The organism is Candidatus Limnocylindrales bacterium, from assembly GCA_035571835.1.
Classification (GTDB): Bacteria; Desulfobacterota; Binatia; order UBA1149; family CAITLU01; genus DATNBU01.
Genome location: DATNBU010000027.1, coordinates 182386 through 207050, shown reverse-complemented (window position 1 = coordinate 207050; position 24665 = coordinate 182386). Strand labels below are relative to the sequence as shown.

The 24665-nt window shown below is 62.4% G+C and carries 17 protein-coding genes; 7 read left to right on the top strand and 10 right to left on the bottom strand.

The features are described 5' to 3' along the window. Positions 1-681 precede the first annotated feature (681 nt). Positions 682-2085 (top strand): hypothetical protein, encoded by a 1404-nt coding sequence (locus VN634_11440; GenBank protein ID HXC51491.1) that lies wholly within the window; start codon positions 682-684, stop codon positions 2083-2085. Positions 2086-2906: 821 nt separating this feature from the next. Here VN634_11440 and VN634_11435 read toward each other — a convergent pair. Next, positions 2907-5615, bottom strand: coding sequence for a DUF349 domain-containing protein (locus tag VN634_11435; GenBank protein ID HXC51490.1), 2709 nt, complete (start codon positions 5613-5615; stop codon positions 2907-2909). 498 nt (positions 5616-6113) lie between these two features. Here VN634_11435 and VN634_11430 point away from each other — a divergent pair, with 498 nt between their 5' ends. Both VN634_11430 and pgi read left to right on the top strand, forming a co-directional pair. Beyond that, positions 6114-7439, top strand: coding sequence for a hypothetical protein (locus VN634_11430; protein HXC51489.1), 1326 nt, complete (start codon positions 6114-6116; stop codon positions 7437-7439). A gap of 45 nt (positions 7440-7484) precedes the next feature. Then, positions 7485-9119, top strand: a complete 1635-nt coding sequence (gene pgi, locus VN634_11425; protein HXC51488.1) for a glucose-6-phosphate isomerase — start codon at positions 7485-7487, stop codon at positions 9117-9119. Between the two features lie 96 nt (positions 9120-9215). Here pgi and VN634_11420 read toward each other — a convergent pair whose 3' ends face one another. The 5 genes from VN634_11420 to VN634_11400 form a co-directional block, all read right to left on the bottom strand. Next, positions 9216-9758, bottom strand: coding sequence for an antibiotic biosynthesis monooxygenase (locus VN634_11420; GenBank protein HXC51487.1), 543 nt, complete (start codon positions 9756-9758; stop codon positions 9216-9218). Positions 9759-9887: 129 nt separating this feature from the next. Then, positions 9888-11324 (bottom strand): alginate export family protein, encoded by a 1437-nt coding sequence (locus VN634_11415; GenBank protein HXC51486.1) that lies wholly within the window; start codon positions 11322-11324, stop codon positions 9888-9890. Positions 11325-11346: 22 nt separating this feature from the next. Continuing rightward, complete coding sequence (locus VN634_11410; GenBank protein HXC51485.1) at positions 11347-13224, bottom strand: amidohydrolase; 1878 nt, start codon at positions 13222-13224, stop codon at positions 11347-11349. A 42-nt stretch (positions 13225-13266) separates the two neighbouring features. After that, complete coding sequence (locus tag VN634_11405) at positions 13267-13914, bottom strand: hydrolase (GenBank protein ID HXC51484.1); 648 nt, start codon at positions 13912-13914, stop codon at positions 13267-13269. Between the two features lie 310 nt (positions 13915-14224). Further along, on the bottom strand, positions 14225-14686 hold the full coding sequence (locus VN634_11400; protein ID HXC51483.1) for a hypothetical protein: 462 nt from the start codon (positions 14684-14686) through the stop codon (positions 14225-14227). Between VN634_11400 and VN634_11395 the strand changes: the two genes are divergently transcribed. Further along, positions 14612-15067, top strand: coding sequence for an Hsp20/alpha crystallin family protein (locus VN634_11395; GenBank protein HXC51482.1), 456 nt, complete (start codon positions 14612-14614; stop codon positions 15065-15067). The two genes, VN634_11400 and VN634_11395, sit on opposite strands and share 75 nt — an antisense overlap. A gap of 165 nt (positions 15068-15232) precedes the next feature. Here the strand turns inward: VN634_11395 and VN634_11390 are convergent, their stop codons facing one another. Beyond that, a complete protein-coding gene (locus VN634_11390) occupies positions 15233-16231 on the bottom strand; it encodes a hypothetical protein (GenBank protein ID HXC51481.1) in 999 nt (332 codons plus the stop codon). A gap of 224 nt (positions 16232-16455) precedes the next feature. Here VN634_11390 and VN634_11385 point away from each other — a divergent pair, with 224 nt between their 5' ends. Then, positions 16456-17649: a hypothetical protein gene (locus VN634_11385; protein HXC51480.1), complete on the top strand. Its 1194-nt coding sequence runs from the start codon at positions 16456-16458 to the stop codon at positions 17647-17649. After that, a complete protein-coding gene (locus tag VN634_11380) occupies positions 17646-18398 on the top strand; it encodes a ferritin-like domain-containing protein (GenBank protein HXC51479.1) in 753 nt (250 codons plus the stop codon). Before VN634_11385 ends, VN634_11380 begins: the two co-directional genes overlap by 4 nt. 49 nt (positions 18399-18447) lie before the next feature. Here the strand turns inward: VN634_11380 and VN634_11375 are convergent, their stop codons facing one another. Together VN634_11375 and VN634_11370 are read right to left on the bottom strand one after the other, a co-directional pair. Continuing rightward, positions 18448-19179 (bottom strand): VanW family protein, encoded by a 732-nt coding sequence (locus VN634_11375; GenBank protein HXC51478.1) that lies wholly within the window; start codon positions 19177-19179, stop codon positions 18448-18450. Then, positions 19169-19963 (bottom strand): hypothetical protein, encoded by a 795-nt coding sequence (locus tag VN634_11370; protein ID HXC51477.1) that lies wholly within the window; start codon positions 19961-19963, stop codon positions 19169-19171. Before VN634_11370 ends, VN634_11375 begins: the two co-directional genes overlap by 11 nt. 254 nt (positions 19964-20217) lie before the next feature. On the opposite strand from VN634_11370, the gene VN634_11365 reads away from it, so the two are divergent. Beyond that, positions 20218-22125, top strand: a complete 1908-nt coding sequence (locus VN634_11365) for a hypothetical protein (GenBank protein HXC51476.1) — start codon at positions 20218-20220, stop codon at positions 22123-22125. 46 nt (positions 22126-22171) lie between these two features. On the opposite strand, the gene VN634_11360 is transcribed toward VN634_11365, so the two are convergent. Next, positions 22172-24193: a hypothetical protein gene (locus VN634_11360; protein HXC51475.1), complete on the bottom strand. Its 2022-nt coding sequence runs from the start codon at positions 24191-24193 to the stop codon at positions 22172-22174. Positions 24194-24665 lie beyond the last annotated feature (472 nt).

The window sequence follows — 24665 nt, the reverse complement described above, 5'->3', positions numbered from 1 at the left end:
TCATCAACGTGTGACTGCACGAGCATGGCCTCCTCGTTCATCCCAATGCTATCCAAAGAAATCGCGCCCCAGATTGACCTCGTCACGCATAGCCATGTGGTGGCAGTCTCTTGGTACGGCAATGCATCGGCCGTAGCCTTGCGCACCGTCTCGCACACGGACTTCGTTCTAGCACCAGGACTGAGCTAGGATTGTCCAGTCATTGTTGCCGTCGACACCGCGACCGACGCTCGCCAGCGGTCTTTTGCACATCGTACCCTCGGAGCAAGCCCTCGTCTTCTGCGCTGGCGGTGAAGCTAAGCAAAGACGTCGAGGTGACCGGAATCACCAATCATCTCAATCGTTCGGCCCAAAGAGGGTTCTTGGAACCCGCCTTGGTGGGTCGGTATCGAGATGCCGACTGAAGTGATGGTGCTCACCCCGCAACGAGAAAATCCCAAACGTTAGGGTCCCTGAGTCCTTCCGTACGCTCCGAGGTTCGGGAAATATCCTCCCGCCCATGCGTGTTCTTGCAGATAGCGATACGCTCAGTATGAGCGCCCCAAAATCGACATGACTTTAGCATCGCTTCTCTCTAAATCATTCCACCCGCGCCCTTCGGACGTCCGCTCCTTCTGAAGGCGCCCCGCTTGTCCGTCCGACCAAGAAGACTTAACGAAGCTGATCATCGAGAAAAACATCATGTCAGAATCTCAGGACCTAGTCGGAGCTGACGCGGCAGAAAATGCCCACCTCACTCAGCAAGAGCGCGCACGCGGCATGTTGGCGAGACAGCTTAGTCAGATCGAATGGCTAGCCACAGCATACTTTTGCGGTATTGCCGGCTTCGTCAGCCTATACTCCATTGCCGAGTTTGCTCGGCTCGCGTACGCCCTTCAGGTACTCCTATTCAACTTCGGGGTGCTTCTCGGACTGGTGGTCGCTGGAGGTGGCCTTGGCGGGCTTCTTGGTTTTCTATTTGGGATCCCCAGGTCCCTGCAAGGAAATGGCACCACCCCGCTGAACTCGGGAACTGCTGGTATCGGGAACACGGCAGAAACAGGCAGTTCGCAATCGCAAACTACCGGTTCAGTCAGTCGCGCGTTTACAGGAAACTCCAATCTTGAAGAGATTTCTGATTGGCTGACCAAGATCATCGTTGGCGTTAGCTTAATTCAAGCTCACTCCATCTACGGGCTGCTCGCGCAACTTGCGAGTACCTTCAAAGCAGGCATCCCTAATTCACAGGGCGCTGACGTTATGTTCGCGTTGGTTCTCGTCTCATCACTAATAGGCGGGTTTCTGTTCCAGTATCTTGAGACTCGGACTCGAGTTATGTCTCTCTTTAATGTTACTGAAACCGCTACTACGCCCGAGCTAGTGCTAACACAGATTACCCTCCAGACTGCGCTGGAAACACCGATTGGGTCCGGACGCAATCAAGGGACGACGCCTTCATCATCGGAGGATGAAAAGCTTCTAAAGATCCCATACGGAGCTCTTCAGACAGCGGATCAATTGGCAGCATGGTCGTCGGCACAAGCACGTGCTGGTAACTTGCAAGCCGCAAACCAAGGGCTACGAGCTGCCATCGTGAGAGAACCTGGAAGGAAAGACCTGCTCGTGCGACTCGCCGATGTTCTGGAACGTCAAGGCAGTCCCGACGCCGCAAGAGCACTCATAGCGGAAGCCGAATCAAAAGAGGGGGACAACCTCGCGCTGCTTAAACGCGATCTTCTCCAGGCACTCTACGAGCAGCCGCCCGGAAGTTTCGAGAAGGCGCTTTCAATATCGGAAAAGCTTGTCGTCCGCCCGGACGGTGCCAAGGACCCTTTCGTTCACCTGTGGACGGCCGCTGCCTACGGCCAGAAGTTTCTCTGGCTTACTCAGAACGCCGGTAGCGAACCCGACAAGCAGCTCTCGCGAGGACAGGCGATCGCATCCGTCAGAAAAGTCGTAGAGCTTTCACCTGATCCGAAGAGCTCGGCGAGGGTTCTTCTGAGAAACCTGCTCGACCCAACAATCGCGGGTGCAGCACCGGAGGACAACGATCTGGAGATCTTCAAAACGGACCCTGAATTTCGAAACCTGATATTACCGGAGTGAGCCATTGCGCGGCATTCTGCGTGAAAGTGCTCGGCCCCGCTCGACCGTGGAATCCCATTTCTCTCCACCGACGCAACTGCACGTTTCAGCCGCGTCACACATGGAACCGAGCGGCGTGGCGACCCTGGCATCGCATCGGCGAAGTCGCGGCCGTGCGTAGGCGTCCCCGTCAAGGACACACTTCTAAACTAGACTTTTCCCGGCAGGGCGTCAGGAACGGCGCCGGCGGTACGCCGCCAAATTAATCGGGTGGCATTATAGTCTTCGAGCCATTTGTCGCTGATATCCTGCAACTCGGCAACGATCCGACCAGCCAGGTGTCGAGGACGTCCCGCGATACCTTGAAACGCTCGATCTAGGGCGTTCTGGTCAGACTTGCCGGGCTAAATGTAGCGGACCGCGGATCTTCTGTTCCGCGCTTGAGCTTGCCGTTCTCGGCCTCGAACTCCTTGATCCGCTTCAGCTCGTTGACCGTGGTCCCGGCGTATTTGCTGCGCCACAGGTAGCACGTCGGCCGGCTGATCCCGTGCCGCGGAAGCAGCGTCCCAACGCGTCGACGCCTGCCTCTCCCTCCTTCAAAATTCCGATGATCTGCTCTTCCGTGAACTTCGACTTGTTCTTGACGCCCTCCTCAGGTCGCCGGCGAAAGTTTAGTTATCCGGTATGTCCGTTTGGGGAAGCTTACACATTGTCCGGTTGGTTGCGTGGCTGCATGGACGGCGTGACCGATAGATCGTCGTCGGTTCCGCCAGTGGCCTGAAGAAGCTGGGTGACCGGCGAGGGATGCAGGATGTTCACCGTCGCCAGCGCTGCACGTTTCCTCAGCCCCGGCCAGCGGGACGTTTCGGTCGACCAGGACGGCCTTTGGCACCGCCGCCAGCGAAGTCGTCGTTGGCACCCCCCTCGTACACCTTCGCCTGTTCCATCACCCGCTTACACGCCGTCCGGAACCTCTCCTCCAGTCCGCCCGTATCATCTCCAGGTAGCCACGCGATTCGCGACCACGCGTCCTGCGCTTTCTCGACCGCCCTGCCCGCCGCCCGCCACTTCGTTTCATCCGGCCGAACACCGAGCGCGTTGCTCTCGAGCGCCGAGCGCAGCCGCTCCGCGAGCAGTTCGGTCGCAGTCTTGTTCGCCGCTGCGACAGGCGTTTCGTCGCTGACGAGCGCTTCGACTTTCGCGAGAAGCTTTTCCTTGCGCTCACGGTTCGCAACAGGGTCGAGATCCGTACCGCGAAACGCGGCCGGCCACCGCGAGACCAGTGCAGCAAGCGCGGCCATCCATCGTTCGTGCACTGCCGTCGCGGCAGCCCCCTCGGGCTGCGGCAAATTCGAGATCGTCGTTCGCAGCGTCTGGACCTGCGCGGCGAGATCGCTCGGCGCATCTTCAGATGCCCCAAGGTTTTCCAGCGCGACGACCAGCGCCTCGCACTCGGCGAGCTGCGCGGCGGCAGCGATCTTGTGCCGGTTCGCGTAGCGCTCGAAGAACTTGTCCGCAGCCGACCGGAACCGCGTCCAGACCTCTTCGCTCTTGTCGCGGCGGGTCGGGCCGATGGCCTTCCACTCGGCCTGCAGTTTCTTCAGTTCGGAAGCGGTCGTGTCCCAATCGGTCGAGTCCGCCAATTGCTGAGCCCGCTCGCACAGCGCTTCTTTGCGTGCGAGGTTCTCGTTCCACTCCTGCTTCCTCGAGCTCAGCGCTTCGCGGCGATGCGTAAAGAAGGTGTTGCACGCGGCGCGGAAGCGAAGCGCAAGTCCTCGCGCCGACGCGTCCGATACCGGCCCGCATTCCGCCCACGCTTTCTGCATCTCCTGGAATTGTGCAGCCGTCTTGCTCCATTCGGTCGAGTCGGCGAGCTCTTCGGCTTGTGCGACAAGCGCAACCCTCGTGGCAAGGTTCCGGCTTCGTTGCTCTCGTATCTGAGCGAAGTAGACCTCGCACCGGCTGCGGATGAACTCCACCGCCAGTCGGAACCGGTCCCATAATTCGCGCGCGCTTTGTTGCGGCCCATCGGCGACCTTCTTCCACTCCGCCTGGAGCTCGCGCAGCGCATTTGCCGTGGCGGCCAGATCGCTCGCCGTGCCCGCCTCTTCTTCCGCCTTCAGCGACGCGACGATGGCTTCCGCCATCGCTATCAGCCTTTCCTGCTGCTCACCGTTGGCGAACCTGCGCCACGTGTCGAGATCACGCAGCTCCTTCACTCGATTCTTGATCCGGTCCTGCAGCCTTCGCAGGTCCGCCAGTGTTTTTTCCGTCTCCCTGGTCGTCTCGCCCTTGGAGGCGTTCTCGAGAGCAGTCGTGATGTCGAGCAGCAGTCGTTCGCCTTCGCGCAAGGTCACGGTGTCCGATTCCGCCGTGCGTCTTGCGCGGCTCACCAGCTGCGCGAGCTTTGCGACCCGGTCCGCGGCAGCCTTCGCCGACGCCTCGCGCGCCGCTGTCTCGCGCGCCTCTCGCGCCTCGGAGAGAAACGCCAGCCTTTCCAGAAGATCGGAGGCCGGCTGCGATCCCTCGCTCAGCGTGTCCGCGAGCTGCCTCGCTTCGCGTGACAGTGCGCGCCAGCGGTCGGCGACGTCGTCGGTCTCCTTCGTCAAAAGAGATTCCGCCTCGGCGACCAGCGCCTCGAGCGCGGACCGGGCTTCCCGCAGTGCCGCCTCGTGCGCGATACGTTGCCGGCAGGCCTTCGCGGATGCGGCAAATCGCCCCGCGAGCTGCTCGACCTCGCGCTCGAATCCGACGAAAGGCGGGAGGTCGGCCCACTGCCCTTCCATGGATTCCAGTTGCTCGAGCTCGAGGACGTCGCCGTCCCGAAGCGTCTCGACACGGCGGCACAGAGCCTCGCGGCCCCCGAGAACTTCCTCTCGCCGACGCGCCTCTTCGAGCGCGGCAGCGATTTCGCTTCGGCGCTGCGCGATGCGCAGGCCGGCCGCATCGGCACCCCTGTCGAATCGCCGAGCTGCTGCCGCATCGGTACTCGCCAGCGTGCTCCACTCTGCACGGAGGCGCGCGAGATCGGCCGCGATGCGATCGGGATCCATGGCGGTCGCGAGCCTCTCGACGGCGGCACACAACGCCGCTTCCTGCTTTTCGCGCTCCTCTTCGGCAGCGCGACGGGCATTCTCCGCATCCTCGATCGCCTGCAGCATCGCCCTCGCGCGCCGCGCCACGACTTTGTCCTGCGCGCGCGCTTCGATGGATTTCAGGCGCGCCACGTCCGCAACGAGCGTCGGATCGCTGCCCAACACGCGATCGAACGCGGCCAGTGCCACTTCTCTGTGCTCGCTGTTGAGCGCGGTGGCGAGCAACTCGTCGGCGGTGCTCAAGCGGCCGAGCGCCGCGAGCGCCGTACTCTCGATTTTCGCGTGCCGGGCGACACCGCCGAGTGCACGTTCATCCGTCAATGCGGCAAGTGCGACCCCGCGCACGTCGTCGGCAGCCGTGCTCTTCGCGATCGTCGAAACGCGCCGAACATCCGTCAGCAGGCCGGCCGCCGTTGCGGCTTCGGAGTTCGACGCGTCGAGGGCGAGCGCAAGCAATCGATCCGCCGCGGATTCGCGGACGTTCTGATCGGGATCCGAACTGGCAACGCGTGCGAGGACGGCCGCGTCGGCGATCCTCGAAAGGGCAGCGTTCCGGACCCTGGCATCGGGGTCATGCTCAGCCAGTAACGCGAGCTCGACGGCGTCACCCAGTTCCGGGATCGCCTGCAGTCGAACGGCAGGGTCGGAGTGTTTCCAGCGCGGTTGCGGCTTCAGTCTGTCGAGGAATCCCATGGAACGATTGCTGCCTTTTTCTGAGCGAGTGATCGCCCTACGTAGCACGCTCCTACGACACTGCCCATCGCGTTCTTGCGATCCCAGTTTTCGGAGAGCGATCGTTCCACGTCGCGGATCCTTCGCCTTGAGACCCCGGCGGGAGCGCTGCGTCCTCGTATCAACGGTCGGACCTTTGCTTTGGTGCGTTCAACCCGGCATTTTCGCCCGCGGCGGGACCAGAACTAAATTTGAATTTCGGAAATCCTGGGAGGGAATTCCATGAACAGATGGTTCCGGCCGAAATCCGTCGCGTTCCTCGCGAGCGCATCGCTGCTCTTCGCACTTTCCGGTATCTCCGCGAGCATGTCGGCGCCGCTCCCGACCGGAGCCTGCTGCAACAAGTTTACCGGCTGCTGCGCACCCACCGGCAGCTGCCGCGATGCGATCTCCGGCGAATGCAACGGGATCGCAGATGTTTTCCTGGGCGACCAGACGACCTGCGCCGGTACCTGCTCGGCAACGACCACGACTTTGCCGCCTTTCGGTGCGTGCTGCTTGCCGGACGGCAACTGTGTCACCGACGAGCCGAGTGTCTGCGCGGTCAACGAGGGCGTTTTCCAGGGTGATGGAACGACGTGCGACGACGCCCAGTGTCCGGTCGTGACGACGACGTTGCCGCTGATCGGCGCGTGCTGCCTGCCGCTCGGCACCTGCGTCATTCATGAGCCGCTTGCCTGTGCGATCATCGAAGGCACTTACCAGGGTAACGGCACGACCTGCGAGAACACGGAGTGCCCCAATCCGACGACGACCACCATCACCTCGACCACGACGATCACTTTGCCGAGCGTCCTCTGCGGCGACGCAAACGACGACGCAAAGATCACCGCGCCCGATGCGCTGATCGCATTGAAGACGAGTGTCGGCACGGCGCAATGCATCCCGCAGCGTTGCGACTACAACGGCAACGGTCTGATCCAGGGCTCGGACGCATTGTTGATCCTGAAGGTTTCGGTGAAATTCAGCATCGAGCCCCACTGCCCGTCCTCGACGAACACCACGTCCTCGACGACGAGCTCTACGAGCTCTACGACGACCTCCACGACGAGCACGACGACGACAACGATCTACTCCTGTGGAGAGTGCCCGGCCAATCCACCGTACGGCAGCTATATAGATACATGCGCCAGCTGCTCCGTCGCCGATTGCAAGCTTTCCTGTTACTGTGCGGACCAGTCTACCAACCCGGCGAAATGCCACCACGACCCAGCGTCGTGCCACGCGACGGAACTCGACCTCCGCTACTGCAATCCGGTTTCGGGGATCGGCAACGACAACGGCAACCTCACGTGCACGGCCTGCGTCGCACCGGAGTGCGGTGGATGGACTACGGATCCGGCCGGATCCTATGCGAACTCGTGCATCAATTGCGGCGTCACCGATTGCAAGCTCTCGTGCACCTGCGCAACGAGCGCGCACAGCGTTGACGATTGCCACTTCGACCCCGAGCTCTACTGCAGAGATACGATGATCGACCTTTATAACTGCGATCCGGCGTACGATCTGGGCAACAACGACGGTTATCTGAGCTGCACGCCGCACTGAAGATTGCCGGGCTCGGGTCGCCTTGTAGTGGCCACAGGAGACCGCATGCCATCCATCGCGCTGACCGACCGACCCGCCTGGAAAGCTCTACGCGAGCATCATGCAACGATCCGCGACGTCCACCTGCGCCAGCTCTTCGCTGACGACCCGAGCCGCGGCGAACGATTGACAGCGACAGGGCCGGGGCTCTTCCTCGACTACTCCAAGCATCGCGTCACCGACGAGACGCTGCGCCTGCTCGTCGGCCTTGCCGACGAGATCGGCCTGCGAGACCGGATCGACGCGATGTTTCGCGGCGACAAGATCAACACGACCGAAGGCCGCGCCGTTCTGCACGTCGCGCTTCGCGCTCCGCGAGGCCAATCCATCGTCGTCGACGGGAAAGACATCGTCCCCGAAGTTCACGCGGTGCTCGACCGCATGGCCGACTTCGCATCCAGCGTGCGAGACGGGCGCTGGTCCGGCCACACCGGGCGACAAATTCTCAACGTCGTCAACATCGGCATCGGAGGATCAGATCTCGGGCCCGTCATGGCGTACGAGGCGCTGCGCCACTACAGCGCGCGCGACATGACGTTCCGCTACGTATCGAATGTCGACGGCACCGACTTCGTGGAAGCGACGCGCGACCTCGACGCCGCCGAAACGCTTTTCATCGTCTCGTCGAAGACGTTCACGACGCTGGAGACGATGACCAACGCCCGCAGCGCGCGCGAGTGGGCGCTGCGCACGCTCGGCGACGAGCGTGCGGTCGCGAAGCACTTCGTCGCCGTCTCGACCAACGCCGCGGAAGTCGCGAAGTTCGGCATCGACACCGCCAACATGTTCGGATTCTGGGATTGGGTCGGCGGTCGCTACTCGATGGATTCCGCAATCGGTCTGTCGACGATGCTCGCGATCGGCCCCGAACATTTCCGCGCGATGCTCGCCGGTTTTCACGCGATGGACGAGCACTTCCGGTCCGCGCCGTTCGACCGCAACCTTCCGGTCCTGCTGGGCCTTCTCGCCATCTGGTACCGCGATTTCTTCGGCGCCCAGACGCTCGGCGTGATGCCGTACGAGCAGTATCTGAAGCGCTTCCCCGCCTACCTGCAGCAGCTGACGATGGAATCGAATGGCAAGCACGTGACGGTCGATGGCGCGACGGTGGGCTACGACACGGGCGCCATCGTCTGGGGCGAGCCCGGCACGAACGGCCAGCATTCCTTCTACCAGATGATTCACCAGGGAACGTCGCTGATCCCTTGCGACTTCATCGCGTTCCACCACTCGCTCAATCCGATCGGCCGCCACCACGACCTTCTGCTCGCGAACGTCCTCGCGCAGGCCGAAGCGCTCGCGTTCGGCAAAACCGCCGACGAAGTGCGCGCCGAGGGTACGGCGGACTGGCTGGTGCCGCATCGTACGTTCGACGGAAACCGGCCGACTTCGACGATCCTCGCCGATCGCCTGACGCCGGAAACGCTCGGAACGCTGGTCGCCCTTTACGAGCACAGCGTCTTCACGCAGGGCGCGATCTGGAACATCGACTCGTTCGACCAGTGGGGCGTCGAGCTCGGCAAGCAGCTCGCCCAGCGGATCATCCCGGAGCTCGAGAATGCTACCGAACCGACGCTCCGGCACGACAGCTCGACCAATGCGCTGATCCGGCGGCTTCGCGAGCGGCGCGCGAAGGCGTGAGGCCGATCAGGGCTTCGCCATCCTCCCCGCCCGAATACTCGCGCCCCGGGGTAGCGCCTTCGGCACGAGGTACGGATGGCGCGATGCGCGAGAGGCTTACGACGATGCTCCGCTTCCTTCGGCATGCAGCCATCCGTGCATCGTTCGCACGAGGAACGGCATCACGACCCACGTAAGCAGCGCAACCACGCACGCATTGAGGACAACGCCGCTCAGCGGGAACGGCATGGATCGAAGCGCGGGCGCCAGCGTGAGGTTCAGCGTCGTCGCCACCGGGAAGACGCCGAGAAACGTTACTATCGCCATCTTCCATCGGGGCGGAGGGTTCGGCGATCGGAACCACGCCTCCAGGCCGTGCAGATCCCTGTAGCGTGCATCGCCTTCGGTGAGACCAGCCGCCTTGCGGTCCCATTCCAGGAACATGGCCGAACTGTAGAAGGCATCCCGCTCGGCCGCGCTCGCGAAGGTTCGCAGAATGCCGAACTCGCGCGAATCGCTGCCGGGCGGCGGCACGAGCATGTAAGCACCGAGCACGCCTGGCGCAGAGAACGACTTCTCGAAGAACTCGCGCAGTCCTTTCTGGAATTCCTCTTCCCGACCCGGGGCAACTCGGCGAGTGATGGCGACGTGGATCGGCATGGCGGTACTCATCTCCGGGGAAATCTGCGACAGGCTGGTGAGCTCAGAGCTCTGTGACCGTTCGACATCTCGTTCTCTCCTGAGGTTCTCGATTTGAAGGCCTCTGGACTTCTCTTATCGGTCCACTCTTCAGAACTTGTAGCCGACTTCGAGCCCAACGAACTGGACCACTTTGCCCGGACCGGTGTCGTCGATGAAGCTGCCGGGGATGAACACACTGTACGAAGCGGAAGCCTCGATCTCCCGGATGAATGCGTAGGTAAACAGCGCCTCGAGCTGTGACCCGATGAAGCGTTTGCCGCTGTCGGCACCGTCGCGAATGACGTTTCCGGCATTGTCGTAGATTCCGTCGTGCGTGCTGTAGCGCCAGTAGAAGACCGACGCGACGTCGAGTGTGAGCTTCCCGGTGAGATTGAGCAGCAGCGTCGGGTGGACATTGACGAGGTTGTACGGACCGAGAAGCCCGATCTCGCCGAAGTACTTCCCCTTCGGGAAAAGTGCGTTGAACGTCTGAAGGTCCGGATCCCCCGCGTCGTCATCGCCGCTGATGACGTTCGCTTTGAGTCCGATGCGCGGCTGCAGTCGCGCGCCTCCGAATGTGTAGCCGGAGCTCGATGCGAGCGACCAGGCTGAGATCTCTCCGTTCGCTGAAGAGTTGTCGAACGAACCGAACTGATAAAACCCTTCGCAATTCCAGTCGTAGCCGGCAGCAGCGCCGAACCATCTCACGCCTACCGTATGCCTTCGTTCCCTTCCCTCGCCCTGCGCGAATGCGGCCCGGTCGTCGCGATAACCGATGTAATAGACGTCGACGCCGCTTCCTTCGCCCAGCAAAGGCAGCGCTCGCGTCGCGTAGAGCGACCATGCGTCCTGCGTATCGTCGGCTTCGTCGTCCCACGTGCCGCGTCCGATCTCGACCGGTCGCGCATAGAATGCATCGACGCGCCACGGCCCGTGTTCCAGTCGCAGCAGCACCGCGTCGAACGGCTGCGGCACGTTTGGTCCGTAGCGAAGTCCGATCAGCCGTTCTGATCCGTAGTGAAGGAGCTGACGACCGCCGCGAACGAGCAGCGTTGTCTTGTCGCCGGCCGGTAGCCGCACGTCGATGAATCCCTGGAGAAGATCGAGCTGGTCTTCGTCCGGCGGAGAAACTCCCGCAGCGTCGCCCCACTCATACGCCGCAATGGCCTGGGCGAATGCGCGGAAATACGGCCCGATGTGCAGATCGGCGTACGGAAGAAGCCGGCCCCAGACGTAGCCGCCATGATCCTGGGGCCCCTGCCCCCACTGGTTGTTCTTGTAGTATTCGTAGCGCAGCCGCACTTCGCTTCCGACGGAAAGGTAGTTCGAAGAGTCGCTGCCGAGCCGCACGTACTTGAGCGGCGCAAGCGACAGGGGCTCCGCATGAGAACGCAGATCCTCGTCCTTCAGAAAACTGTAGTCCTCATCGTAGCGGTACGCCGACAGCGCAGGAAGTGCGACCGGTTTGCCGGCTTCAGCACGCCCGGATCCCTGCATGCAGCCGCAGATACCGACGAGCAGGAGGCAGCAGGAAGCGCGCCTCACACACCGTCCATGCTGCCGCTCGTCAGAACGCCCAGCACGGGCAGCCAGAGCCCCACATGCCTGCGGCAAACTCGCGCATGCCCGTTCCGCCTGAACCGTGCGACACCGATCTCCAGTGTTGGTGCGCGCCGTGGGCGTGAGATTTCGCGTGCGCCGCGGCCGCAACGTCTGCGTTCCGATAACCACCGTAGTGCGCGACCGGCGACCATTCCGGGAGGACCGGAAGCGCCTTCTGCGCAAAGCCGGCAAAGTCACCGGCGGCGTAGACGATGTTTCCGCCGACAACGGTAAGCACCGATTCGAGACCTTTGATCTCGCCTTCGGGTATTTCGAAGTAATCGTTCGTAAGCACCGCGAGATCCGCGAGACGCCCCGGCATGATGGCTCCTTTGATCGCTTCGTCACCGCTGAACCAGGCACTTCCGACCGTGTACCGCCGCAGTGCTCCCATACGGTCGAGACGGTTTTCCTCGCCATACATCGCCGTGCCGCCCACGGTGCGTCCGCTGACCATCCAGTAAAGGGACACGAACGGATTATAACTGGCGACGCGGGTTCCGTCCGTGCCGGCGCCGACCGGGATGCCGCGATCGAGCATTTTTCGGATCGGCGGCGATTGGCTCACGGCGGCTTCGCCGTAGCGGTCCATGAAGTACTCACCCTGGAACGCCATGCGATGCTGCACTGCAATTCCGCCGCCCAGCGCCTTGATGCGATCAAGATTCTTCTCGGAGACGGTTTCCGCATGATCGAAGAACCAGCGCAGGTCTCCGAATGGGACGTCGCGATCGACGGCCTCGAACACGTTGAGGAAACGCGTGATCGATTCGTCGTATGTCGCGTGCAGGCGAAACGGCCAGCGTTTCTCCGCGAGGAGCCGCACGACGGCAGTGAGCTCCGGCTCGAGATCCGGCGACAGGTCGGGACGCGGTTGCAAAAAATCCTCGAAATCGGCTGCCGAGAACGTGAGCATCTCGCCCGCGCCGTTCAGCCGGTACATGTCGTCTCCCTGGCGGTAACGCTCGGTGCTCGTCCATTTCGAAAAATCGGCAAGCTCGTCCTTCGCATGCTGGGTGAACAGATTGTACGAGATCCGCACCGTCATCTCGCCGCGCCGATGCAACTCGGTCATCACTTCGTAATCTTCGGGATAACGCTGGTACCCGCCTCCGGCATCGACACAGCCCGTGATGCCGAGCCGGTTCATCTCGCGCATGAAGTGACGTGAGCTGTTGTATTGATGCTCGAGCGAAAGCTTCGGCGCTGCAGCGATCGAACCGTACAGAATGGCCGCATTGGGCGCGGCGATCAGGAGGCCCGTTGGATTGCCGGCCTTGTCCCGCTCGATGTGGCCGCCCGCGGGTTCCGGCGTATCCTTCGTATAGCCGAGCACACGCACGGCAGCGCCGTTCAGAAGCGCGCGGTCATACAGGTGAAGGATGAACACCGGGACGTCGGACGAGATCGCATTGATCTCAGCCAGAGTCGGCATTCGCCGCTCGGCGAACTGAAACTCGCTCCACCCGCCGATCACTCGAACCCACTGTCCTGGAGGAGTGCGCTTTGCCTGCTCCTTCAGCATCCGCAACGCGTCGGACAGCGACGGAACTCCGTCCCAGCGAAGCTCCGTGTTGTACGAGAGGCCGCCGCGGATGAGGTGCAGGTGCGAGTCGATGAGTCCGGGGATGATCGTTCGTCCGCGCGCATCGATCACCGTCGTATGAGCATCGCGATAAGCGAGCACCTCCTCGTCGGTGCCGACGGCAAGAAACCTGCCGCCCTCCATCGCGACCGCACGCGCGAAGGATCGCCGGTCGTCCTGTGTCGCAATTTTCGCGTTCGTCAGGATGAGCCGCGCCGTATTCGCGGTTGCCTGGTTGCTGTACGAACCTGCGGCCATGCGGCCTCCTGTCACCGACAGCAGTGAGCTGGTGTTCGGGCTCTAGTGACCACCTTCGCTGGCATGCTCTCCGAGGATCGCCTTCGCATAGCGGATGCCGATGCCGTAGTCGGAGTGAGCTTTCTGAATGTCCATGCAGCCTTCGTACGTGGCAGAGCGGCCCCAGTCTCGCTGGAACTCGTACATCACCTGGAAGCTGGTCATGGGGACGGCGCCTGCCTGGATCATTCGCTGCACGGCGCGCTCGTGGGCTTCGATGCTGATGTCGCCGCATGCGTCTGTCGGAACGTAGACTTCGTATCCTTCCTGCAATGCCTGGATCGTCGGGAAACACGCGCAGACCTCGGTCCACCATCCAGCGATGATCAGCTTTTTACGGCCCGTCTTCTTGATCGCGTTACGGAAGTTGTCGTCTTCCCACGAGTTCATGCTGGTTCGGTCGATCGGCGACTGATCAGGATACACAGACTGCAACTCGGGCAGCATGTCGCCGCTGAACGATTTCGCTGCGACGGTCGTGAGTACGACGGGCACCTGGAAGAGTTTTGCGGTCTTCGCGAGTGCGACTGCGTTGTTCAGCGTGAAAAGCCGCGAGTGGCTCTGGATACCGAAGCTCATCTGCGGCTGGTAGTCGATGAGAGCGAGGACGGATTCCTCCGGGGTGAGCAGGCCGTGGATCACCGATGCCATGAGTGCTGCCTCCTTGTTCGTGTCGATCCGTCGCTGAAGGCTTCCCAACCCGAGCTGAAGAATCGGCCTCGGCGGGAATGTTGGGCGCGATAACAAGCCGACTAGCGGCTTCTACTTTCTCTGGCAAGCTTTACCCACGCGGTCGAGCGCAGCGAAACCGTCAGCCGACGCATCCGTGGTGGAGCAAACACACCACGCGCCAGTGGCCGACTGTGGCGCGTTCCTCCGCGTACGAAACATCTTCCACCGCCACTGATGCGGGTTTGCGACGGCCGAATACTGGTTAACGTTTGAGCGTTGAACGGCGGCGTCAGCTTCGCCGCTGGCGGTCCGTCGTCAGAAAGAAGATCGAGCAACACTCCAGCAGGAGGATAAAACGATGGCTCAGACAAGGGACAGCAGAAATCAGCAGCAATCCGGTGAGCAGCAGCGAAGCGGCGAAATGACACGGCCGGGTGAAAGCGGGCGCGGCGTTATGCGACTTGAAGGCCGAACCGGTGCATTTACGCTTCCGCTTAACCCGTTCACCTTCATGCGACGGTTCATGGAAGATCTCGATCAGCTGTTCATCGAACAGCCGGGATGGAGTGCCCCGCAGAGTCAGGGTCGCCAGCAACTCGGATCCACGAACTGGATCCCGCCCGTCGAAGTGCTCGAGCGTGGTGGCCAGCTCATCGTGCGAGCCGAAGTTCCTGGAATGAACAAGGACCAGATCCAGGTCGAGATCGAAGACGACCAGCTGGTGCTCTCCGGCGAACGCATGCAGGAGCATGAGGACAAGCGGGAAGGCTTCTATCGCACGGAGCGCAGCTACGGCCGGTTCTATCGGGTGATTCCGTTGCCCGAAGGCGTGAATCCGGAACAGGCGAAGGCGACGTTCTCGAATGGCGTCCTCGAGATCAGCATGGCGATGCCGCAGCAGCAGCAGTCGCGCGGCAAGAAGATCGAGGTGCAGGAGGGCGATCCTGCGCAGATATCGCACAGCGGACAGTCGCAGGGCGCATCGTCGAGTTCTTCCGAAAGCGGCTACACGCAGGGCGGCTCACAGAGCGGCTATTCGCAGGGCTCTTCACCACAGCGCGGCTATTCGCAAAGCGATTCGCAGCGCAGCCCTTCGGAAAGCGGCGGATCGCACAGTGGCTCGCGTGCCTGAGGCGCGAGCAACGCAAGGATCATGCGCGAGCAGCGCAAGGAGCACGGCGTGCCGGCCACGAGATTGGCTTGTGGCCGGCACGTTTCGGCCAGCACGCAGGGGAACAATCCATTGGGACCGAGTCAGGGCCATCTGCGCCGTGCGCACGAAACGTGCGCCGCGTGACTAGCACGGGCAGTTGAAAAAGAAGTACGAATCCGAACCGTGCCATTCCTCGTAGGCGGCGCGTTCGTCCGACGTGGGCTTTCGCAGCCGGAACGACCTTTGAAACCAGCTCTCTGCCATCTTTTTTGCGTAAGCCCGCTGATCGCGCCCGGTCCGGTTCTTCACGTCGCCGAGCTGATGGGGCATGCAGTACGCGTTCTCTTCGCTACCCAGGCTCGACCAGGCGTCCGCATACGCTTTGGCGAGGGCCATCGCTGCGTCGGCGGCGAAGGGGCCTTTCGGGAACTCGCGCAGATAGGCGATCGCTGACGGCAGGTCCGGAGTCTCGGACTCCTTCATTTCGTCGGGGTAGCGCTCGACGGTGGAATACAAAGTGCTCGCGCGCAGGGGCGACCTCGGATCGATCCGGTGCGCCTCGCCGAGAAGCTTGCCCGTGTATCCGAGGGTCGCATAGTGTCCGACGTAGGTTCCGGTGGCGGAGGTGGTCGCCGGATCGAGCCAGGTGTCGAACCCGCAGCAGCTTCTCTCCTTCACGAGCTTTCGGATGCGCACATCGAGCGCGACCAGCTGCCTGACCGACGGCGAGTTGCCGAGCGCCGCGTAGTCGCGCGCGATCTCGTCGAGGCCCTGTCGCACACGCATCTGCTCGTCGGCGTCCGGCGGCGGGCCTTCGGCGGTTTCCACGTCCTTGTCGGCGAGGAGCCTCGAGCCGACCCAGCCCCAGCGGAAGTCGTCGGTTCTTATGTAGTAGAAGGTCGTATCGCCTTGGTGCACGACCCGGGCGATCGTGAACTCCAGGCCGCTCGGAATGAATCCGACGGCCCGGTCCGGCTGCGCGGCCGCTGACGGCGCGAGCAGGATCTCTTCCGAAAGGCGGTAGCTGCGTCCGTTCTCGAGCGTCAGGGGATCGAGGCACGGCGCGTCTTGCGCAAGTGCCGATGCTGACGCCGGCGCGCAGTGCAGCAGAAGAGCGACGAACAGGAAGCGACGCGTTCGCATGGTGGGCCTAGCCCGGCAGCCTTGTCTCAAAACCGCGCGACCGACGCCACTGCGGCGCCCACTCCCTTGGTAACACCGTGCATAGCGGCTCTCTCTTTCTCTCGGTGCTCGGCATCGCACCCGCAAATTGGTGCGACGAAAAATAAACCCGCGCCCCGGGGGTCCGATCGCCTTGCCGACCTCGAGATTGAACCGCAGCATGGCGCGCAATTACGGAGGTCCTCATGGCACTCGATCTGCTTCAGCAAAAGGGCGTTCCGATCGACCGGCAGCGATTCACATGGCGAGAGCTGGTGAGTCCGCCAATAAGCAAACTCGACGACGACGCATTCACCAGGGTGCGCGTGATCCTCATGAACGGCATCGAGCTCGAAGCTTGCGTATTTCTGCATTCGCTGGCGCGCATGAATCGCGATCTGCAGCGCGTGGCCGCTGAAGTCCGCCGCATCGACCATCATCAGGCAACGATGGTCAACTGGCTCATCTCGCCTGACCATTCGCCGATCGAAACCACGATCGGCTATGAGCAGGTCGCCATAGAAGTGACGGCGCACGTTGCACAGCATGAGCCCGACGAGTATCTCGCGCAGGTCTACCGCTTCGGCCTGCTCGAGGACTTCGATCACATGCATGCCTACAGCGCGCTGCTCGACCGGCTGGAAGGCAAAGACTCGAACACGATCCTGCAGGGATACACCGACGTGCTTCCCGGCCGTCGTACGATCGTCGAGCACCGCCATCCGACCGACGACCTGCGCCGCAGCTACAATCGAAAAACCGCAGATCCGCTCAGCAAGCTCAATGCGCTCACAATCATGGCGGGAGAGCAGCAGACGCGGAATTACTACATGAACATCGGTCCGATCTTTGCCGATCCGGTCGCGCGACAGCTCTACGCGGAGATTGCATCCATCGAAGAGCAGCACGTCACGCAGTACGAGTGCCTGAGCGATCCGAACGAGACCTGGCTCGAAAAATGGGTCCTGCACGAGGCGACGGAAGTCTGGAACTACTGGAGCTGCGCGCAGAGCGAAACCAATCCTCGAATCCGCGCGCTGTGGGAGCGCTTCTGCGACTACGAGCTTGGCCAGCTTCAGGTGGCAATCAAGCAGTTCGAGAACGTCGAGGGGCGCGACGCGGCCGAGATCCTGCCGTCCGAGCTGCCCGATCCGATTTCGTATGAGAGCCACCGACAGTACGTCCGCGACGTGCTCAACTCCGAGGTACAGATGCGCGCCGTCGGTACCGAGTTCATCGACGATCCGGACGACGAATCGCAGCAGACGCTCGACTATCGCGAGCATCTCAACTCGGAGGGATCTCCGTCCGAAATCGTCCGGCTCGACTATGAATGGACGCCGGGTACCGAGCTGATGCAGCGCGCGATTGCGCTTGCCGAACACAGGAGGGTCCATTGAGCAATTCGATGAAGCCGACGGATATCGGCGAGAATAAAACCGGAATTGCCACGTCACCGCTCGGATTCGAGACGTTCCGCAAAGTGCAGGCGCGCAACGAGATGCCCGATACGGACGCGCTCGACGAAATGCGCCTGTCGTACTGTACCGAGTCCGACCCGGTCGGAACGATGCCGAGCCCGATCAAGCTCAAGGGCATCGTCAAATCCACCGTCGCAGCCGTCAAAGGAGAATCGGCAGCCGTGCTTCTCGACAAACTCGGCGAGCGTCTCGCTTTCGAACGCGCCGGGGTGCGGCTCTACGACGCGCTTCTCATCAAGCTCAAGGCATCCCATACGCATGATGAGAGCCTGGCGGCTGATGAGATCGAGGACATCCGCGACGACGAGCTCCGCCACGCGGGAATTCTCGCGGCGGCCATCCAGCAGCTCGGCGCCGATCCGACGGCGGTTACGCCGTGCGCCGACATCGTGGGCGTGATCGGGATCGGATTTGCACAGGTGCTGACCGATCCGAAAACCACGCTCACGCAGTGCCTCGGCACGATGCTTCAGGCCGAGGTGGCCGATCTTGCCGGCTGGGAGCTGCTGATCGAGCTTGCCGATGAGCTCGGGCACGAAGAGCTCGCCGAGCAGTGCCGGGAATGCGCCGACGACGAGGATCGCCACGACTCGAAAGTTCGTGAATGGCTGCGCACCGCGGTGCTCGGACAGGCTGACGTCTCGGAAGATCCGCAGTCGACGCACTGACGGCAGCAGAAGCGGGCTGGTCCGACGCGCCTTTTTGCGCTGCGGTCTGTCAGCTGCCGGTATGATGCCGCAACAACGTCGGCGTCGCATGATATTGGTCGCGCGACAGCAACTCCTTGCGTATTTCGCCGGAACCGGTTGTGACGCGCCAGGCCTGCACGATTTTCCCCGACAGCCCTTTTTCGATTTTCTCTTCGCCAGGCAGGAGCGAGCTATCCGGCACGCGCTCGAGCGGCGACGGCAGCTCTTCCATCAGTTCCGCTTCGATCGAAATCGCATGCGGCAGACTTTGCTCTGCCCGCACGCTGCCGCTCGCCAGTTGCTCGTTTACAGCCAGATGCAATCGGAGCGCAAAGGCGTACGGATTCCGGAATCGCAGATTTTTCCTGTCGTACGCAACGGTGGCGTCGCGTCCGAGCGGGATGTAGCGGTTTTCTCCGTAGGCGTCGATGCTGTGGTTGAAGCGCTCGGTAATCTCGCAGCCCGACAGCAATGCCAGGTTGTAGATCAATCCCGAGAGCTGGCACAGGCCGCCGCCCATCGAGGTCGTGACGCGATGGTTGATGAACATCGCACCTTCGCGGTAGCCGTTTTCTGCGACGGGTTCCAGGGCCATGCGCCAGAATGAAAACTCTTCGCCAGGCAGCAGCACAAAGCCTTGCATGCGACCGATCGCCAGCTGCAGATTGTGGATCTTGTTCCGAAAAAGGTGCCGCTGCGCCGGCGGATTGATCAGCGGGCATGCGTAGCCTGCGACCTCGTGAGGAAAGTCAGGCGGCATAAACGTTCGAGGCCGGGCTAGCCACATGCACGCTGGCGCCCACGCCCAGATGTTTGATGTGCAGATTGAACAAGCTGTTTTCGAACTCCTCGAGGAACTGGCACGCCGCCTTCGTTTCGCCTTGCATGCCGGGTTCGAATTTCAGCGCCTTCATTCCGGACACCACCAGCGCGGCAGGGATCTGCTCCAGGCTGAAGGCGCACATCCTGATCAGCATTGCCTGCGTCAGAATGGCGGGGAAAATTCGGGGCGCGTCTTTCCAGAAGGCCTGGTGGAAGAGTTCCTCGCGCAGCTCGTCGATGGCCGGCGTGGTGTAGAGCTCGAGCCGGAAGTCGCCGAGCTCCTTCCACAATTTCCACTGTCCGGAGCAATACACGGATTCCGGCGAAAAAGGCTGGGTCGGCTGGTTGTAGGTATCGAGATAAAGGTGCGACACGTACGCCATCAATGCCGCATCGCGCTCGAGCTCGGACAGAGCGGAAGCGCCGTCCCACGACTGCTGCGCGAGATAAGAGAGCATCCGCCCGCCTTCTTCGCCGAAGCGCCGGACGGCAAAAGCGTTGCTGAAGCGCGCCGACGCAGTCTCGGTGCCACGATCGCTCAACACGAGCAGACCGATTTCCGTCAACTCCCTCGTCTTGAACACCGTATGCGCATACATGCGATGCAGCGTCGGCGGTGACCGGTCGATTTGCGGGAAGAGACTTACGATGCATAGCGACTTGCGGGCGCCGCAAATCTCGAGCAGGCGCGACGCGAGCAGCACGTGTGTATGGCTATCCATGAATGCCTTCCTTCCCGGGAATGACGCGTATTGGTGAGCTATCTCGCACGATAGCACAGCCAGCTTCTCCTGGGCATGACAGAAAACGGCATTCTGCCGTCGCCTCCGGCACCCGCGAGCTGTTCCTGATGGAAACGGCCTGGGCGCACACGCACCCGATCTGACGGAGCTTGCGAGAACAGCTACGGCGTGACACGAGGCGCGCCAGAGCGATGTTCCTCCCCAGCGCGCGCCGTCAGTGTTGGTCCGCCTTCGTGCTCTTCGCCATCTTGTGCGGAGCCGCGTCCGATGCCGGAGCGATTTCGTGTGCATTCGAGAAAATCTCGGTCGGCGGTGGTCACACCTGCGGTCTCACCGCGGCAGGTGACGCCGTCTGCTGGGGAAACAATGCTTTCGGGCAGTCCGAACCGCCATCCGGGCCGTTTGTCGACCTCAGCGCCGGCCAGGACCATACGTGCGCCATCGCGGCCGATGGCAGCGTGTCGTGCTGGGGAAGCAATCTCGCAGGCCAGGCCGCGGCGCCGAGCGGCAGGTTCATCCAGCTTTCTGCCGGCACCGACTTCAGCTGCGGTGTTCGTACAGACGGAACGCTGCGGTGCTGGGGGGCGAACGCATACGGACTGCAGGACGAGCCGACGGGAACGTTCACGAAGGTCGACTCCGGCGATCGCCACGCGTGCGCGCTTCGACAGGACGGCACCGTACAATGCTGGGGTGATGGATTCGCGGGTGACCTCGACGCGCCTCCGGGCAAATTCGTTGAGATCTCCGTGAGCTGGGGCCTTTCGTGCGGGCTGCGCGAGGATGGCGAAATCGAATGCTGGGGCTACGACAACTATGGTTCGACGTCTCCTCCCGACGGACCATTTACGCAGGTCACGACAGGTTGGGGGCATGCGTGTGGCGTGCGCAGCGATGGTCACGTCATCTGCTGGGGCAATTCGGACTGGGGACAGGCAACGCCGCCGACGCGTGATGGTTTCATCGGCGCCTCCGGCGGTTTTGCCTACAGCTGCGGCCTTCTGGAGAGCGGGTTGGTCTCCTGCTGGGGCACGAACCGTCAAGGCGGCGCGGCGCTGCCGACCGGAGTTGCGCGCGAGGTGACCGTCGGCGCAGTGCGCTGGTGTGTGCGGCGGGAGAACGGCCTTGTCGATTGCTGGGGACCGACTCCGTACGGACTGGCGATTCCTGCTGCGATGTTCGACCGGATCTCATCGGGTTCCTTCCACGTCTGCGGATTGTCCGGCACCGATGCGATCTGTTGGGGATCCGACGACTACGGCCAGGCAAGCCCGCCGGGCTCAGCGTTTCGCGAGGTGTCGGCCAACGGCGACCATTCGTGCGGCATCCGCGAGGACAAAAGCATCGAATGCTGGGGACAGCTTCCCGACGGCAAACCGGTGCCGACCGCGGGAAAGTTCGAGCACCTGTCGACGGGAGAGACTCACGACTGCGCGATCCGCGTGGACGGCAGCGCCGAATGCTGGGGCAGCAACAACAGCGGCGAGGCGACTGCGCCTCCGGGCAATTTCGTACAGCTCGCGGCTGGCAACGGTTTTACGTGCGGCATCCGCGACAACGGCAGCGTGGACTGCTGGGGTAACAATCACTACGGCCAGGCCGATCCTCCGTCCGGATCGTTTTTGCAGATCGCGTCGGGCGGAGGCCATGCGTGCGGCATCCGGCCGAACGGCAGCGTCTCGTGCTGGGGCGCCGACGACTATGGACAGGCCAGTCCGCCGTCCGGCTCATTCGTGGAGCTCTCGAGCGACTTCGCCGTGACCTGCGGTGTTCGCGACGACGGCTCGGTCATGTGCTGGGGATACGAAGCGTATGCATTTCCCGCGTGTGACGCTCCGCTTTGTGGAAACCATGTCATCGACGGCGGCGAGCAGTGCGACGACGGCAGTACCGGCTTCCAGGCCGGCCAGTATTGTCTGGACGATTGCCGCCGGGTCCCGTGCGGTGAGCCGCTGACTCCGCTCGTAGCCGGTGCGACGGTGTCCGACGCTCTTTTCACCCTCAAGGCATCGGTCGGCGGTGCGAGCTGCGACGAGCGCGTCTGCGACGTGAACTCGGACGGCAGCATCACGGCGACGGATGCTCTGGCCGTGCTTCGCAATGCGGTTGGTCTGGCCGTCGACCTGACGTGTGCTGGCTGACGAGATCCGTCCCCCGATACCAGCCTCGCCTACTCCGGAACGCGTATCATGAACAGGAAAGCTCACCCTCCAACGCGACGGCGGCTCTGAGGATTTTGAGCGCGTCCACGCTCGTGATCTGCAAGTCCCTGGTCACGTCACAAACCGACCGGGCGCATGTCGATGACCCGGACGCGACGCGCAGTGCGAAATACGCGTCCGCCGACGTGAGCGTTCCGGAGTCATTCGTATCGCCGCACTTCAGCGCATGGCACTGCTCATCGCAGGGCTGGCCCTGGCTCCAGCTCACGTCGCCGTCATCGCATCCTTCCCCGAGCTCGACTGTGCCATCGCCGCACACGATCGTGGGCTTGGGAGCGGAGTCGTCCGGAAAAGCAGCGCCGGCCTCGCTCAGCTCATCAATGCGCGTCGCCGGGGCACCGACGGCCGTCAGGCCCGACGCCACGGCGACCGAGAATGCGAACTTGCTGACGCTGGGCGGGAATTCGGGCGGCGGAAGATACAGGCCACGAGGCGGCCACAGCGACTTGTTCGGACTTCTCAAGGAGAGAGAAGCGGCCTCCGGCTGAAACTGGAAAAGGTAAGCTGCGGCGCCGGGAGAACCGACCAGGACCAACCCCAGCCTCGTGTCGACCGCGCCACCAAAACCGTCGCCGGCGGCCGGGGTGGGAAAAGCGAGTAGCTTGGTTTGAGCAAACCAGTGACCGGCCTGGTGCTGGATTACATAGGCAGCTCCCGCATCCTCGGCTCCGCCGTCGTCTCCCGGCGTACCAACCACGCCCGTCGCACCATCGATCGCAACGGCAGTGCCGAAACATGCTCCACCACCGGTGTCCGAGGGCTCGACAATAGTCGTATCCAGAATCCAATCGGATCCGGACTTGCGATACGCGTAGACCGAACCCTGCGTCATGCAGTGATGGCCTGAGCCGGCCGCTCCCGGTGCGCCGATCAATATCGATCCTTCGGAAATGCCCACGCTCTGTCCGAATCGACCGCTCGGGCTTCCGGCACGCAACAACGCTTTTGGAGCCCACGTGGTTCCCGTTCGTTCGAAGACGCGTGCGCAGGCTCCCCCCGGAGCACCGACCACGACGTCATCGCCGTTGATCGCGACGCTGGTACCGAAACTCTTGCAGTCGTTGTCGAAGTCGAGGAACTTTCCCTGGTGCACCCAGGACGTGCCGTCGAAAAAGAAGACGGACGCGCTGCCGAAGGCCTTCTTGCTGCCGTTCACCGCAACATCGGCCGGTGCACCGACGATGATCGTCCGTCCGGAGACGGCTACCGACTCTCCGAAGTTAAGCTCGGCAGCAGGATCGTCGGGATCCTGGAAAGGAATCGGAACAGGACCGGTCTGGCTCTGTTCGACGTATCCGTCGCCGGAGCGTGCGAAGAGTCGCACTCTGCCTGCTTTGTTGCCGTTGGTCGCCGGCGCACCAATAACGAGGTAATCGTCCGAGAGCGCGATCGACCCGCCGAGCCCCTCACCTTCGAGTTGGTCATCCGGCACCAGAGGCGCAGGCGTGACGACTCCGATGCCCGACTCGGCCCGCATGTGCCTGATCCAGTACTGACTCTCCGCAGCATCCTGGATCGCTACCGTGATCTGGTTCGTACCGCTTGCCAGCAAACCAGCTGGCACGAGGAACTGGTCGGAAACAAACCCCTTGTTTCCACCGTGGGCAACTCCAGGGTCGTAATCGTCGAGAAATGGCTGATTGTTTACGAGGACATCGATCGGCGAGAACCCGTCATTGGTGGCGCCTGCCAGCAGCGACGTCAGATGCTCGAACTGCAGGAGCAGATTCCCGGGAGCCTGAAGAGGAAACGTGATCGTGAACGACGCGCCGTGAGATTTGAACGCCCAGTGGTCATCCGTGCGTTCCGGGCGAAAATCGAAGACGAAATTCCCGACAACACTCGCCGTTCCGCCGATGACCGAAATCGCATTGGTGGTGAAGTCTGCGTCGAAGACGGTTTCGGCTTCCGAGTTGATCCTGAGATCGTCGAGAAAGACCTCGCTGAGATTGGTGATGTCGCCGACGTAGATGACGATCTCTTTCACGGGCTTTCCTACCGGAAGATCGTGTTGGCGAGGCGCGGAGTCGGGTTGGCGATCGTTATACGGTTGGCGCCCCAGATAGGAGTTCTCGAGCGCAACCCCATCGACTGCCACATTTCCGCCCGAACCCCAGTTTTCGTAGAGCTCCATCTCCTTGAACGAAATCGACGACACGTACACCGGTTCGGGGAAAACGATGTGAAGCGCGGTCGAGTGAAACTGAAAGCAGCTGGCTCCGCAGTTCGAACGTCCGAAGCCGAAAGCGTGCGCGCTGCCGAGCTGGGTGACCGGCTCGATTCCGGGTGCGTTTCTAAACGTTCCAACCGTCTGCACGCTGATGCGCGAGTCCAGGACGCCATTCTCAAACGACTCGGAAAGTATCGTCTCGGCACAGGCGTTTTCGATTTGCGCAGATGCGACCAGAACGCAGATCAGGCAGCACCGCAGCAGGCTGGTCACGACAACGCTGCATCCT